At 72.9% G+C, this 13,998-nt stretch carries 17 protein-coding genes; 5 read left to right on the top strand and 12 right to left on the bottom strand.

Going from position 1 to position 13,998, the window contains the following annotated elements:
- Nucleotides 1-109: 109 nt before the first annotated feature.
- The 6 genes from ACFV4G_RS00205 to clpS all read right to left on the bottom strand — a co-directional run bounded on the left by ACFV4G_RS00205 (nucleotide 110) and on the right by clpS (nucleotide 3,908).
- Complete coding sequence (locus tag ACFV4G_RS00205; RefSeq protein ID WP_218200404.1) at nucleotides 110-388, bottom strand: MoaD/ThiS family protein; 279 nt, start codon at nucleotides 386-388, stop codon at nucleotides 110-112.
- A 114-nt stretch (nucleotides 389-502) separates the two neighbouring features.
- Nucleotides 503-622: a putative leader peptide gene (locus tag ACFV4G_RS00200; protein WP_327677307.1), complete on the bottom strand. Its 120-nt coding sequence runs from the start codon at nucleotides 620-622 to the stop codon at nucleotides 503-505.
- A gap of 150 nt (nucleotides 623-772) precedes the next feature.
- Complete coding sequence (locus ACFV4G_RS00195) at nucleotides 773-1,204, bottom strand: Mov34/MPN/PAD-1 family protein (RefSeq protein WP_380435140.1); 432 nt, start codon at nucleotides 1,202-1,204, stop codon at nucleotides 773-775.
- 54 nt (nucleotides 1,205-1,258) lie between these two features.
- Nucleotides 1,259-2,713, bottom strand: coding sequence for an amino acid permease (locus ACFV4G_RS00190; protein WP_380435139.1), 1,455 nt, complete (start codon nucleotides 2,711-2,713; stop codon nucleotides 1,259-1,261).
- Between the two features lie 224 nt (nucleotides 2,714-2,937).
- Nucleotides 2,938-3,510 (bottom strand): DUF2017 domain-containing protein, encoded by a 573-nt coding sequence (locus ACFV4G_RS00185; RefSeq protein WP_380435138.1) that lies wholly within the window; start codon nucleotides 3,508-3,510, stop codon nucleotides 2,938-2,940.
- Nucleotides 3,511-3,614: 104 nt separating this feature from the next.
- Complete coding sequence (gene clpS, locus ACFV4G_RS00180; protein WP_280680041.1) at nucleotides 3,615-3,908, bottom strand: ATP-dependent Clp protease adapter ClpS; 294 nt, start codon at nucleotides 3,906-3,908, stop codon at nucleotides 3,615-3,617.
- Between the two features lie 152 nt (nucleotides 3,909-4,060).
- On the opposite strand from clpS, the gene ACFV4G_RS00175 reads away from it, so the two are divergent.
- Nucleotides 4,061-5,377: a nicotinate phosphoribosyltransferase gene (locus tag ACFV4G_RS00175; RefSeq protein ID WP_380435137.1), complete on the top strand. Its 1,317-nt coding sequence runs from the start codon at nucleotides 4,061-4,063 to the stop codon at nucleotides 5,375-5,377.
- Between the two features lie 261 nt (nucleotides 5,378-5,638).
- Nucleotides 5,639-6,226, top strand: a complete 588-nt coding sequence (locus ACFV4G_RS00170; protein WP_380435136.1) for an isochorismatase family protein — start codon at nucleotides 5,639-5,641, stop codon at nucleotides 6,224-6,226.
- 33 nt (nucleotides 6,227-6,259) lie between these two features.
- On the opposite strand, the gene ACFV4G_RS00165 is transcribed toward ACFV4G_RS00170, so the two are convergent.
- Nucleotides 6,260-7,264 (bottom strand): hypothetical protein, encoded by a 1,005-nt coding sequence (locus tag ACFV4G_RS00165; protein WP_380435135.1) that lies wholly within the window; start codon nucleotides 7,262-7,264, stop codon nucleotides 6,260-6,262.
- A 256-nt stretch (nucleotides 7,265-7,520) separates the two neighbouring features.
- On the opposite strand from ACFV4G_RS00165, the gene ACFV4G_RS00160 reads away from it, so the two are divergent.
- On the top strand, nucleotides 7,521-8,060 hold the full coding sequence (locus ACFV4G_RS00160) for a hypothetical protein (protein ID WP_380435134.1): 540 nt from the start codon (nucleotides 7,521-7,523) through the stop codon (nucleotides 8,058-8,060).
- A gap of 467 nt (nucleotides 8,061-8,527) precedes the next feature.
- Nucleotides 8,528-9,091, top strand: a complete 564-nt coding sequence (locus tag ACFV4G_RS00155; protein ID WP_380435133.1) for an RNA polymerase sigma factor — start codon at nucleotides 8,528-8,530, stop codon at nucleotides 9,089-9,091.
- A 4-nt stretch (nucleotides 9,092-9,095) separates the two neighbouring features.
- On the opposite strand, the gene ACFV4G_RS00150 is transcribed toward ACFV4G_RS00155, so the two are convergent.
- The 5 genes from ACFV4G_RS00150 to ACFV4G_RS00130 form a co-directional block, all read right to left on the bottom strand.
- Nucleotides 9,096-9,656, bottom strand: a complete 561-nt coding sequence (locus tag ACFV4G_RS00150) for a DinB family protein (protein ID WP_380435132.1) — start codon at nucleotides 9,654-9,656, stop codon at nucleotides 9,096-9,098.
- Between the two features lie 78 nt (nucleotides 9,657-9,734).
- On the bottom strand, nucleotides 9,735-10,925 hold the full coding sequence (locus ACFV4G_RS00145) for a S8 family serine peptidase (protein ID WP_380435131.1): 1,191 nt from the start codon (nucleotides 10,923-10,925) through the stop codon (nucleotides 9,735-9,737).
- 84 nt (nucleotides 10,926-11,009) lie between these two features.
- A complete protein-coding gene (locus ACFV4G_RS00140) occupies nucleotides 11,010-12,239 on the bottom strand; it encodes a WXG100 family type VII secretion target (protein ID WP_380435130.1) in 1,230 nt (409 codons plus the stop codon).
- Nucleotides 12,240-12,259: 20 nt separating this feature from the next.
- Nucleotides 12,260-12,736, bottom strand: coding sequence for a hypothetical protein (locus ACFV4G_RS00135; RefSeq protein WP_380435129.1), 477 nt, complete (start codon nucleotides 12,734-12,736; stop codon nucleotides 12,260-12,262).
- 77 nt (nucleotides 12,737-12,813) lie between these two features.
- Nucleotides 12,814-13,512: an endonuclease V gene (locus ACFV4G_RS00130; RefSeq protein WP_380435128.1), complete on the bottom strand. Its 699-nt coding sequence runs from the start codon at nucleotides 13,510-13,512 to the stop codon at nucleotides 12,814-12,816.
- A gap of 221 nt (nucleotides 13,513-13,733) precedes the next feature.
- On the opposite strand from ACFV4G_RS00130, the gene ACFV4G_RS00125 reads away from it, so the two are divergent.
- Nucleotides 13,734-13,964: a hypothetical protein gene (locus ACFV4G_RS00125; protein WP_380435127.1), complete on the top strand. Its 231-nt coding sequence runs from the start codon at nucleotides 13,734-13,736 to the stop codon at nucleotides 13,962-13,964.
- The last annotated feature ends 34 nt before the right edge of the window (nucleotides 13,965-13,998 follow it).

The raw sequence follows: 13,998 nt of genomic DNA, 5'->3' as shown, positions 1-13,998 counted from the left end.
CGGGGCGGTTTGTGTCTGAGCCCGGCCGGCGCGCGGGGGCGGGGTGGCTGGGGGGGGGCGGGCCCGCCGCGCCGCGCGCCGCCGCGCCCCCCCCCCCCCGGCCCGGGGATCAGCGGGCGCCGCCGGCCACGGCGGGCAGGATGGTGACGCTGTCGCCGTCGGCGACGGCGGTGGAGATGCCCTCCAGGAAGCGGACGTCCTCGTCGTTCAGGTAGACGTTGACGAAGCGGCGCAGCTCACCGCCCTCCAGCAGGCGGGCGGCGATGCCCGGGTGGCGGGCGTCGAGGTCGGTGAACAGCTCACCGAGGTTACTGCCGGTGCCCTCGACGGCCTTGGCGCCGTCGGTGTAGGTGCGGAGGATGGTCGGGATGCGGACCTCGATGGCCATGGGTGCGCTCCTGTGCGAGTCGTGAGGTGGGTGGGCCGCAGCGGGCGCGGCGGGGTGGCGGGTTCCGGGGCGCGGCACGGCCTGCGGCGGCGGGCCCGGTGGGGCGTGGGCGGCTCAGCGCGAGCGCGCGGGCGTGCCGGGACAGATCGCACTGGCGAGCCGGCACAGGTCGACGTGCAGGCGCGCCACGAGGCGGGTGCCCGGGGCCTGGGTGCTCACATCGACGGAACGCATGGGCTCATCGTATAGATTCCCGGCCCCGCTCCGACACGTCCGTCTCGGGATCCGGATGTTTTCGTTCCCTCTGGTGAGACTCGCCGGGGATGACGGCGGCCCGCCGCCCGTCCGGTGACGGTCGGCGGGCCGTGCCCGGGCGGGTGCGGGTCAGGCCGGGTAGGCCTCGACGACCTGGACGTCTTCCTCTGTGATCTCGCCGTCCACGATGCGGAACGAGCGGAACTGGTAGGCGTCCTCGGGTCCGTTGCCCTCGGCGGTGGAGACCAGGACGTAGTGGGCGAAGGGCTCGGAGGCGTAGCTCACGTCGGTGCGCGACGGGTAGGCCTCGGTCGCGGTGTGCGAGTGGTAGACGATCACGGGTTCCTCGTCGCGGTCGTCCATCTCGCGGTAGAGCTTGAGCAGGTCGCCCGAGTCGAACTCGTAGAAGGTGGGCGAGCGGGCGGCGTTGAGCATCGGGACGAACCGCTCGGGACGGCCGCTGCCGGCCGGTCCGGCGACCACGCCGCAGGCCTCGTCCGGGTGGTCGGCGCGGGCGTGGGCGACGATCCGGTCGCGCAGTTCTCGGGTGATGGTCAGCATGCGGTCAGGATAGCCACGCCCCGGCGGCTGTCCGCCGGGGCGTCCGGGGAGCGGTCAGCGGGTCTCGTCGGCGCCGGCCGGGGCGTGCAGGTGGTCGTGCGCGACGCCGTGGACGGCCTCGGGGCGGCGGCTCTTGAGCACCTGGTAGCCGACCACGAGCACGACGGCCCAGACCGGGAAGACGTACAGCGAGATCCGGTTGTCCTCGTCGAAGCCGATCAGGATGACGACCAGGACGAGGAAGGCGAGCGCGGCCCAGCTGACCCACGCGCCGCCGGGCGCCTTGAAGGTGGGGGCCGGCAGGTGGCCGGCCCGCCAGGCCTTGCGGTAGCGGATCTGGGCGATCAGGATCATCGCCCACGTCCACAGGCCGCAGACCGTGGCGACGGAGGTGATGTACTCGAACGCCCGGGCCGGGACGAGGTAGTTGAGCACCACGCCGGCGCCCATCAGGATGCAGGACAGGGTGATCGCGAAGGCCGGCGTGCGGCGGGAGTTGAGTTTGGTGAGCTGCCCGGGGGCCTGTCCGCGCAGCGCGAGGTCGCGCAGCATGCGGCCGGTGGAGTACATGCCGGAGTTGCAGGAGGACAGTGCGGCGGTGAGCACGACGAAGTTGATGATGCCGGCCGCGGCGGGGATGCCGATCTTGCCGAAGGCGGCGACGAACGGGCTGACGCCGGGCTGGAACTCGGTCCACGGTACGAGGGAGAGGATGACCACGAGGGCGCCGATGTAGAACAGCGCGATGCGCCAGGGCAGGGTGTTGATGGCGCGCGGCAGGGTCTTCTCGGGGTTCTCGCTCTCGCCCGCGGTGACGCCGACGAGTTCGACGCCCAGGTAGGCGAACATGACGATCTGCAGGGTCATCACGGTGGCGCCGATGCCCTTGGGGAAGAAGCCGCCGTCCTGCCACAGGTGGGTGATCGACGCGGTGTCACCGGCCTTGCTGAAGCCGAGGGTGAGCACGCCGATGCCGATCAGGATCATGCCGATGATGGCGGTGACCTTGACCATCGAGAACCAGAACTCGATCTCGCCGAACAGCTTCACCGAGATCAGGTTGGCCGCGTAGAGGATGACGAGGAAGGACAGGGCGCTGACCCACTGCGGGAAGCCGGGCGCCCAGAACTTCACGTACACCGCGGCGGCGGTGGTCTCCGCCATGCCGGTGACGACCCAGAACAGCCAGTACGTCCAGCCGGTCACGTAGCCTGCGAAGGGGCCGAGGAACTCGCGCGCGTACTCGGCGAAGCTGCCGGACACCGGGCGGTAGGTGAGCAGTTCGCCGAGGGCCCGCATGATCGCGAAGATCACCACGCCGGCGACGGCGTAGGAGAGGATCAGGCTCGGGCCGGACTTGGAGATCGCCGTCCCGGCGCCGAGGAACAGGCCGGTGCCGATGGCGCCGCCGATCGCGATCATCTGGATCTGGCGGCTGCCGAGTCCCCGCTCGTAGCCCTCCTCGTCCGGTGTGGCGTCGACCACTTGGTCGTACTGCTGCTCGGCCATGGTGCACCGTCCTGGGTGGGTCTCGTGGGGTGGAGAAGTCGTACCACGCAGGGTTCGGAGAGCGGTGTTCATCTGAGCGTTATTTGAGCATGACCTGGTATGGTTCGCCCGATTTGAACGGGAATGCCCCGGCTGATCGTCCACATCCTGGACAAATCAACCGGGGCACGCCCGTGATCAGGCACGATCGACCGCAGGCGGACGACCGGGGCGGCGCAAGGGCCTCAGTCCGCGATCGCCTCCAGCAGCGACTCCTGGAGCGCGCCCAGCCACAGGTACGCCATGACCAGCGGCTTGCGCTCGTCGCCGTCCGGCAGGTCGTAGAGACCCTGCTCGTCCTCCTCGGTCACCTCCAGCCGGGCACCCAGCGTCAGCCGCAGGTCGTTGAGCGCGCCCAGCCAGCGCAGGCAGTCCGGGGCGGGCAGCTTGAGCACGCCACCGCCGCCGAGGCCGTCCAGCGACCGGACGACGGACAGCGCGTCATCCCTCTTGCGGGCCCGCAGGTCGAGCTCGGTGTAGCGGCGGAACTCCGCGGCGGCCGCCTCGGCCTCCGCGTCCGCCGGCTTCGCCGGATCCCCGTAGGCGTCCGGGAAGAGCCGGGCCAGCGCCGGATCGGTGGGCGCCTCGGTCGGCCCCTCGGCGAACAGCGCCGCCAGCGGGTCGGCGGCCTCCCCGCCCGGGCCGGGGCCGATCAGCTCCAGCATCTGCACTTCCAGCGAGCGCAGGATGGAGGCCTCGACCTCGTCCAGCGCGATCGCCGCGCTCCCGCCACCGGTGCTCTCGAACAACCCAGCCATCTGTATCGGTCAGCCCGTCTTCGTCGTCACTCGTCGTTCGCACATCGGCCGCACGCCGGCCGCACGCCGGCCGCACAGCGGGGATCCGCCGGGAGCCCTTGAGGTCAGTCGTGCTGCAGCGTGGCCCAGAGGCCGTAGCCGTGCATCGCCTGGACGTCGCGCTCCATCTCCTCGCGGGACCCGCTGGAGACGACCGCCCGGCCCTTGGTGTGGACGTCCATCATCAGCTTCCGCGCCTTGTCCTTCGGGTACCCGAAGTAGGCCTGGAAAACGTACTGGACGTAGCTCATCAGGTTGACCGGGTCGTTGTGCACGATGGTCACCCAGGGGGTGTCGGGCTCCGTCACCGGCAGTCCTTCGACCTCCGGGCGCTCGATCTCCACGGGCGCGACACTCACCGCCGGGTCCTCCTCGCTGCGCGTTCCCCGCGCTCGACGTCCATGCGCTTCCAGTGCCCATGCTGCCATCCGGGGGACCCCCAGGCGATTTCGCCCCGGCCCGGTCATGAGAAATCGTCAAACTGACGCTAAGTGGTAGTAGCATCATCCTCATGGACGCCACTTCAGTGCGCGCGGCCGGCTCGACCGCGCTGTTCACCGACCGCTACGAGCTCACCATGCTGCAGGCCGCCCTGCGCAGCGGGGCCGCGCACCGCCGCTCCGTCTTCGAGGTGTTCACCCGGCGGCTGCCGAACGGGCGGCGCTACGGGGTGATGGCCGGCACCGGCCGGGTGCTCGACGCGGTCGAGGACTTCCGTTTCACGCCCGCCCAGCTGGACTGGCTCGCCGGCCAGGGCGTCGTCGACGACGACACCCTGCGCTACCTCGCCGACTACCGCTTCACCGGCGACATCCACGGCTACCCCGAGGGCGAGGTCTACTTCCCCGGCTCGCCGCTGCTCACCGTCACCGGCACCTTCGCCGAGGCGGTGATCCTGGAGACCGTCATCCTCTCGATCCTCAACCACGACTCGGCGATCGCCGCCGCCGCCTCCCGGATGACCGCCGCCGCCGCCGGCCGCCCGGTCATCGAGATGGGCGCCCGCCGGGCCCACGAGCGGGCCGCCGTCTCCGCCGCCCGGGCCGCGTACGTGGCCGGGTTCGCCGCCACCTCCGACCTGGAGGCCGGCTTCACCCACGGCATCCCCACCACCGGCACGGCCGCGCACGCCTTCACCCTCGTCCACGACAGCGAGCGGGACGCCTTCCAGGCCCAGATCGCCTCCATGGGCAAGGGCACCACCCTGCTGGTCGACACCTACGACCTGCGCGAGGCCGTCCGCACCGCCGTCGAGGTGGCCGGGCCCGAACTCGGCGCCGTCCGGATCGACTCCGGCGACCTCACCCTGCTCGCCCACCGCGTCCGCCGCCAGCTCGACGAGCTCGGCGCCGAGAACACCCGGATCATCGTCACCTCCGACCTCGACGAGTACGCGATCGCCGCGCTCGCCGCCGCCCCCGTCGACGGGTACGGCGTCGGCACCAGCCTGGTCACCGGCAGCGGCCACCCGACCTGCGCCATGGTCTACAAGCTCGTCGCCCGCGCCGAGACCCCGGACGGGCCGCTGGTGCCCGTCGCCAAGCGCGCGGCCGGCGGCAAGACCAGCATCGGCGGCCGCAAGTGGGCCGCCCGTCGGCCCGACGCGGACGGCGTGGCCGAGGCCGAGGTGGTCGGCACCGGGCCCGTCCCGGCCGAGCTGGAGCCGCACCTGACGCAGGTGCCGCTCGTCCTGGCCGGCGAGACGGTCGGCCGCGAACCGCTCGGCGCCGCGCGCGACCGGCACGTCCGCGCCCGGGCCGCGCTGCCGCTGTCGGCCACTCAGCTCTCCAAGGGCGACCCGGTCCTGCCGACCGAACTGCACCTCTGAGCACCGGGCGCGGGTGGCGGACGGCTCCACGGGCCTTCCGCCTCCGCGCGCCACTCCCTAGAGTCAGCCGTAGAGTTCCCATGGAGTCCCCGGGAACTCCCCGCGTACACCGTGACGACCGGCCGAGCCGGACGGCGGAGCGTACGCCCCGCGAACGATCCGCGCGCGCTCACCCGCCCGCGGGCCGGGCGCTCCCGGGGACCCCCACCACCGGGGCACCCGCTTCCACCGGACGCCCCCCACATTTCGAGGATGCGAGCCATGCACCGGGCACTGATCGTCGTCGACGTGCAGAACGACTTCTGCGAGGGCGGCAGCCTGGCCGTCGCCGGCGGCGCCGAGGTGGCCGCCGCCATCACCGACCTGATCGCCGAGTCCTCCGCCGGCTACCACCACATCCTCGCCACCCGCGACCACCACATCGACCCGGGCGACCACTTCTCCGCCGAGCCGGACTACGTCACCAGCTGGCCCGTGCACTGCGTCGCCGGCACCGAGGGCGTGGGCTTCCACCCCAACTTCGCGCCCGCCGTCATCTCCGGCGCGGTCGAGGCGGTGTTCGACAAGGGCGCCCACTCGGCCGCGTACAGCGGCTTCGAGGGGCTGGACGAGAACGGGCGCGGGCCGGTCGAGTGGCTGCGCGAGCGCCAGGTCGACGAGGTCGACGTGGTCGGCATCGCCACCGACCACTGCGTCCGGGCCACCGCGCTGGACGCGGCCAGGGCCGGCTTCACCACCCGCGTCCTGCTGGAGCTCACCGCGGGGGTCGCGGCGGGGACCACCGCCGCCGCACTGGAGGAGCTCCGGGCGGCCGGGGTCGAGCTGGTGGGCGCTCCCGTGGTGCGCTGAGGCACCGCCAGTGCCACGGCACTAGGCGAGGAGCTAGGCGAGGAGCAGTTCCACCACGTCCGTCCCGCCCTCCCGGAAGGCCTCGCGCAGCTCGCCGCCGACGGCCTCCGGGTCGGCGGCCAGGCGCGCCCCGCTGACGTAGACCACCCGGATCCCCAGGTACTCCATCCGGTGCTGGCCCCCGCGCACCCACGCGGCCTCCCCCTCGCTGACGCAGCGCAGGTCCGAGTCCACCTCCACCGCGACGCCGCGCTCCGGCCAGTACAGGTCCGGGACGGCGATGTACGTGCCGCCGCGCATCCGCAGCTCCGGGCCGGCCAGCGGGACGGGCAGCAGCCACTCGTCCACCAGCCCGCCGAGCCGGTCCAGCACCGACTCCCGCTCGGCGGCCAGCAGTTCGTCCAGCGCCGCCCGCACCCGCGGCTCGGAGGTCAGCCCCGACTCGGCCAGTTCGGCCGCCAACTCCCGCACCGTGCACCGGCCCTCGGGCCGCGACACGGCCTCCCGCAGCACCGCCCGGACCGGCGCCGGGGCCATCCCGTCCGCCGTCCACTCGCACAGCGCGTCGGCCACCGCCCTGGCCACCGGCGCACAGGCCAGGCCGTGCACCGAGCGGGCCACCAACTCCCGTTCGGTGCGCCGGATCCGCACCTCGCCGACGTCCTTCAGGCGGCGCTGGCGCGGCACCAGGACGTCCACCCCGGTGACGGCCGGCAGCCGCGGCACGGCGGCGAAGCCGTACAGCGCGAGCGCCGCCGTGCCGGTGATCACCGCGCCCTCGCGGCGGCCCTCCTCGCGGCCGTTCTGCGCCGCGTACAGCAGCGCGGCCCACATCCGCTGCTCCGGCGTGGGCTCCCCGACCTGCAGCAGGTACACCCGGGGCAGGACGCGCTGCCAGGGGCCGCCCCGGCGGCAGTGCTCGGTGATGAGACGAGCCGGCACGCCCCGGGCGCGCAGCTGGCTAGCGGTGACGACGTTCTGCTGACGCTTCGCCAGCTCCTCCAGGGACGGCGGCGGCGAGGGGATGCGGTAGGTCATGCCGACACCATCCCCAACCGCCCGGACCTGCGAGCCACCGCCTGACGCACTGTTACCCAACCGTCGCGAAACCGGGACCAGCCCGCACTAAAGTCCCCATACCCTCACTCTTTCGGAGTAATGGATGCCAATATGCTTGTCCTATCTGATCGAAAACGATCACCGACCAGGTCGTCTGACCGAGGGTGACCAAAGGCATACGGCGAGACACCCTCCAGGCGTCACTCCCGCCCGCCGGATTGCCTAGGCTTACGTCATGTCACGTGACGAGACCGCAGGCCTCCGCGCGGCCCAACTCCGCCTCGGCCGCCTGCCCGGATACGTCCGCCGCCCGGACCCGGCCCGCCGCAGCGGCGAACAGGGCCATACGTACAAGAAGGGGTGGGAGGTCCGCTTCACCGCCCGCAGCGAAGCCGAGATAGCGGAGATCCGCGACCTCGTCGTCGCCGCCGGCTTCGCCCCCGCCAGACCCTTCTTCAAGGGCCACCAGCTCATCCAGCCCGTCTACGGCATGGCCGCCGTCCAGGCCTACCTGGCGGCGAGACAGGCGGCCGAGGAGCACGCCGCACGCACCGCCCTCGGCCGCCGACGACGCGTCACCGGCGCGCACTCCACCCACCCCTGCGAGGAGAGCGCGGGCACGACCGCCGCCGCCGCGAGCGCCGCCGGAGCCGCCGCCGCGGCAGCCGCACAGCTCGCCCGCCGACGGGCCATCGAAACCTTCCCCGCCCAGACCGAACGCAGCACCGCCGCGGACGACCGCATCTCCCCCGTGGAGGCCCGCCCGCACCACTGACGGACCGTCAACCTCTCCACGCCCCGGGCAGCATGCCCCCGGGGCGTGGCCGCACCACCCCCGGACGCCGGGAATCGGGCGCCCCGGTCGTGCGTGCGGTTGCGCGCGCACGCCTTCGCGCCGTAGGCGTGGACGCAGGCCGCCACAAGGCCTACGGTGGCACATCAACCGCCGCGCGACCCACGCCGACCTCACCGACAGCACGCCCCCGCACACCTCTGACCAGCCTCGACACGCTCACCCCCACGCCCCAGCGGCACTGCGCACCACCCTCCCGCCGATCCCCCCGCCGCCGCCGCACCGGCCGCGCCCGCACCGCGCCGCACCCGCCGGCACGGGAACCGGCCGAGCGGCGGCGGGATCCGGGCATTCCATCCGATTGGTCACCCAGCGCACCGAGGGCCTACCGTAGAGTGAGCACAGATGATCGACCGTCAGACACCCATCTCCCTTGCCGAGAAGCCGAGATGACCAACCGCCACCCGAGCTCCGCCGAGCCGCCCCCGAGGCCCGGCGAACCCGCCGGCCCACCGGGCCGGGCACCGGCCGACGCGCCCACGGGCGTGCCCGCGGGCGCCTCCGCGCGCACGCCCGCGGACCTGCCCGCAGACCTAGCCGTCGACCTTCCGCTCGTCCTGCCCGCGGACGTGCCGGTGGACTTCGCCGCCTTCTGCGAACTCCACCGCCCGCGGTACCTCAGCTACGCCCGGGTCTGGCTCCCCGACCGCACCGAGGCGGCCACCGCGGTCCAACAGGCCTTCGCCGAAATCGCCGTCCACTGGCGCGAGTTGCTCGGCACCGCCAACCCCACCGCACACGCCTGGCAGATCCTGCGCGGCACCGTCGCCGAACACACGCGCCGACCCGTGCCCGCCACCCCGCAGCGCCACCCCGCCGACGACGACCTGGCGATCCTCCACTACGTCGTCGGCCTCGCCGCGCCCGAGATCGCCGACGTCATCGGCACCGACACCGCCAGCGTGGCCGGCCGGCTCCGCCGCACCATGCACCGCGAGGCCTCCGGCTGGTGAGGCACTACGCGTGCCGCACGCCGGTCACGTCGAACAGGTGGTGCACCGGGTCGTGGACCAGGTAGCGAGAGAACGACTCCACCGTGAACCGCGCCCCGTCACTCCGGCTCCCGGTCCGCCGCCACTGCTCCTCCCCCGCCACCGCGTCGAACGCCGCCGCCAGCACCTCGGCCGCCGCCACCAGCTCCTCCGCCACCACGGCGGGGCTCTGCTCCCCGTACCGCTCGGCGACGGCCGTCTCGTCCTGGTCCCAGTTGGCGAACAGCGGCCCGTCCTGCGTCAGCATCAGCCCCAGCCGCACGTGGAACAGCCGGAACACGTCCCGCACGTGGCACGCGTACTCCAGCGCCGACCACACCCCCGGCGCCGGCCGCCGGCGCACCGCGGCCCCGTCCGCCCCCAGCAGCGCCACCCAACCCGCCGCGTTCGCCCGGATCATGCCCGCGACGTCCTCCCGGACGACGGCCGGCGTCTCCAGCCCGCACTCCGGACAGGCGCGCTCCAGCACCCAGGTCCAGTCCTTGACGTCCGGCACGATGGCGGCGGTGTTCCCCGAATCACTCATGCCCCCAGCATGGAACCCGGCACACAGCCCCGACCAGCACCATTGCCGCCAACACCCACCGAATTGCCGCCACGGCACCTACCCCCGCCGCACCCGCCACCACACCCACCCGGCAAGCCCCCCGACGAGCAGAACCCCACCCCCGACGAGCCCCCACACGACCCAGTACCACCCAGCCGACGCAGCGGCCCGGGGAACGACGGGCGCGGGGGTGTCGGTCGGCTCATCCGCAGCCGCCGAAGGCGGCGCCCCCTGTGACTCCTCTCGGGAAAGCAGCGGATTCTCCCTGGGCCCACCATCCACTTGAGGGTCCGCCGCCAATGCCCGTGCCGGCGCCACGATTCCATAGCCGTACCGGTCATTCGGCACGGCGGAACCGTCAACGGGCCGGGACGCCGTCTTGATCATCCGATCGATCACCTGCCCGGCGGAGAGTCCGGGATCCGCGGACCGGATGAGCGCAGCCGTGGCGGACACGTAAGCAGCGGCCGCGGAGGTCCCGTCCCCGACCCCGTAACTCGACGTCGACTTGGCCGAGGCCTGGTAGATGTCCACCCCCGGTGCCGCCATCGTCGTTTCTGCACCCGGCGTCGATCGCTCCCACACGCTGCCGGCGGAGTCCACGGCCGCAACAGCCACTACGCCCGGGAATGCGGCCGGATACTGCACCCCGCCCAAGCCGGCGCCACCATTTCCGGTGGCCGCCACCAGCACGACGTCGCGGGAGACCGCATAGGCCACCGCCTGTCGGGTCTGCGAGTCGAACCGGGACGTGCCTCCGACCGACATGTTGACCACCTTCGCGCCGTGGTCCACCGCGAACCGAATCGCCCCCGCAAGCTCGTTCTGCTGGTAGTCGGGGGTCTCACCGTTCATCCGGACCTTGACCGGCATGATCTTCGCCATCGGCGCCAGCCCCATGACACCGGCCAGCCTGCCGTGCCCGTGGCCCGCGATCAGACTCGCCATGGCCGTGCCGTGCCCATCGCCGTCGGCCCGGCCGTCCGTCTCCGTCCCGGTGAAGTCTCCGCCCGGCAGGACCTGCCCGGTCAGGTCCTGGTGGTCCTGATTCACACCGGTGTCGACGAGTCCGACGACCACGTCCTTGCCCTGGCTGACGGGCCAGACCTTCGTCTCGGCCTCGAACGTCCCGAGTGCCCACTGCTTGTCGCGGATCTGGTCCGCCGATGCCGGCGGCACGGACGCTCCCCAGATCAACGCACCCGAGGCGACGATCGCCGCCGCGCGCCCCGCCCGACTGCTCGTCAATCCCGGTCACCCCACTCGACGAGGCGTCCCGCAGTTCACGGCCCGCGGGACGCGGTCAGATCACCCGTCCGTCTGCGGACGGGCTCATTCCACCACGTTCGGATTGACCCTTTTATCCGCTTCCCACGTTTCCGGATCCTCGATCAGGTAGTCGGGCCGCTTCCCCGCGCGCTCTCCGTCCTTCCGCCCGCGCCGGCCGCCGCCAAGCGGCACGCCCGGTGCCACTCCGCCCGTGGCGGCAGGGCCTGCTACGCCGCTCATCCGCCCCCTTGTGCCCAGCCCTGAACCGCCTTCGGTGAAGGCCTGCTTGCCCCGGGATCTCGACCCGGGCTGCGCGATTCCGCCGACAACCCCGCCTCCGGCGCCCCTCCCACCTCGCCCCGTCGACTCTCCAGACCGGACCACGCCGGAAATGCCCGCCACCCAGCCACTCCCCAGCTGCCGACTGTTGGAGGCGCCCAAAGGGGTCGGGCCGGCACTCGGCGGTGGCTGCGCGACGGCAGCCGCCGCAACGCTCCCGAACCGTCCCGGATTCGGCACGGAAGCCCCGTCCAGGCCGGTACTCGGACCAACGCTCACCGGCCCCACGGGACCAGGCACCGCGCTTCCCTCGATCCCCAAGCCGGTGGGCACCGAAGCGACCTTCGGTGCCGTGGCGCCGGCTGCTGACCGCTCCACCCTGCCCGGTCGTCGCGGAGCAGAACTGCTCGCCGGCCGCTCAGATGTCCGTGAGGCACCCACGGCCGTTCCGGGCAGCACTACGGCAGCTGCCACAGACTGGTCCTGCGGCGTGACATCACGAGCCTCCTCCAGCTTCCCCAGGCCGGGAAGGCCCTGTGGCGCCTTCAGCATCGGGGTTGCCGTGCGGTAGTGCATGGCCAGGGTCTGCATGACGGTGGCGGCTTCGGCTTTCTTGCGGGCGGCCAGCGGGGTGGGGTCGTCGTCGGTGAAGGTGGTGACGGCGTCCTTGAACTGGGCCCAGTTGCCGGGCTCTTCGGGCATGTCGCGTTTCGCCTTGGCGATGGCGTCGGCGACGTGGTGGAGGGTGTTGGCCGCGTCGTTGGCGTAGGCGGCGGCGTGGTTGATGCGCTCGGCGAGGTGGAGCATGCGGGTGTGGAAGGCGTCGCTGGTGGTGCCTTCCCAGGTGGTGGCGGCTTCGGTGCTGGCGCGGGTGAGGGTGGTGCGGATGGCCTTGAGGGTGTCGGCGGCGCGGCGCCAGGGGTCGCCGGCGGCCATGACCTCGCCGGGGTTGAGGGCGTGGACCATGGCACGCAGCTGGGTGTGGCTGTACGTGCCGAAGTCGGTGTAGGCCACGGGCGATTCGCCTCCGTTCGTCAGCGGTCGGACTTGCCGCCGTGGTGGGCGGGCGGGGCGGTGGTCCGCTGGTAGGCGGCCTGGCTGGTGGCGGAGGGGGCGGCCACGGACCAGCCGTCGGAGGCGAGTTGGAGCGTGCCCGCGGTGTGCCGTTCGTGTTCCTCGTAGGTGGTGGCGGTGAGCTCGGCCTTCTTCTGGGCTTCGTCGACGGCCTGTTGGAGCTGGTTGAGGATGTCGCGGAGCGCGTCGCGCATGGTGTCGTAGCGACCGTGGAGTTCGGTGGCCTCGGCGAAGGTGCCGAGGGCGGTGCGGCCGATGGTGCTCTGGCCGTGGGTAGTGGTGCCGTCGGCGCGGTGCTGGAACTCGGTGAGGAGGAGCCGCACTTGGGCGGCGAAGGCGCGGAGCTGTTCGACCTCGACCCGGTAGCCCCGCCCCGCGGCGCCTTTGGACCCCGTGCCCGTGCCCGTGCCTGTTCCCGTGCCAGTGCCCGCGGCCATCGGCGGCGCCTCCCCGGTACGTCCGTTTGACTAGGCCATGTCTAACACACGTGCGCCGCACCAAACCCGTTGTGGCATCAGTTCGTTGACGCCGCCTGCGCCGCCGTCAGCGCTCCGCGGCAGAGGTGGTCGGCGTGGCGGGTGGTTTCGGGGAGGCGGTAGCGGCGGGCGAGGTGGAGGGTGGTGGCGACGGCGGCGTCGAGGCCGATGCGGTGGCCGACGGAGACGAAGACGGGCTTGACGCCGGGCTGGGTGCGGAGGGCCCGGCCGACCTCCTCGCCGGTGGCGGGGTCGGTGAGGGGGCTGGTGGAGCCGCGCGGGGTGTCGGGGGCGTCGTGGTCGAAGGTGAACGGGGTCTTGGCGACGCCGAGGGTGCGCAGGCCGGTGAGGACGCCGAGGTGGCTGGCGAGGCCGAGGCGGCGGGGGTGGGCGAGGCCGTAGCCGTCGCAGACGACGAGGTCGGGGGTGCGGGTGAGGCCGGCGAGGGCGTCGAGGACGGCGGGGATCTCGCGGAAGGCGAGGAGTCCGGGGACGTACGGGAAGGGGATCCGCCCGGCGGCGGTGGCCTGCTCGACGACGTCGAGGCTGTCGGCGTCGAGGAGGACGGCGGCCGCGACGACGAGGTCCCGGTCGTCGTCGTAGGCGACGTCGACGCCGGCGACGAGCCGTACGGCGGCGGCGTCCGGGTCGTCGTGGGCCTGGACGAGCGGCCGGAGGCGCTCCTGTTCGGCGCGGGCCTCGGCCTCGGTGGTGGGCCAGTCGGCGGGGATGGGCACGGGCGGTTCCCCCTGAAGAGTGAAGGGTCGGTCCCGATCACCGTACCGAGGGGCCCGGACGACCCCGGGGTGAGCCCGTGCGCCCCCCGTGCCCCGGGGCCGCCGGCTTAGCCTGGACTTACCGAACTCCTGTTCCGGGTAGGACTCCTGGCGGCCTGCACCACCACGCCGGCCAGATCCCCCCGACCGCCCGTTTCCCCCGACGTGCGAAGGACCCCGCCATGCCGCGACCGTCCGCTGCCCAACTGTTCCTCGGTACGTTCACCGTCGTCGCCACCACCGTGGCGCTGCTGGCCGTCTCGGGCGCCTCGGGCGTCCTGGAGGTCGCGGTGCTGGTGGGGTTCGCCCTGGCGCTCGGCACGCTGGTGGCGCTGCTGCCCCTGCCGTCGAGGTCCGGGCGGACGGCCCGGGTGCCGGCGCCGGCCGGGCACGAGTACGCCCGGCAGCGCTGATCCGCCGCCGGGCGTCCCGTTCGGGCGTCGCCGC

It is taken from the genome of Kitasatospora sp. NPDC059747 (genome assembly GCF_042732955.1).
Lineage (GTDB): Bacteria > Actinomycetota > Actinomycetes > Streptomycetales > Streptomycetaceae > Kitasatospora.
Note: the sequence above shows the minus strand (reverse complement) of the source record. Positions and strands in the feature narration are given on the sequence as shown.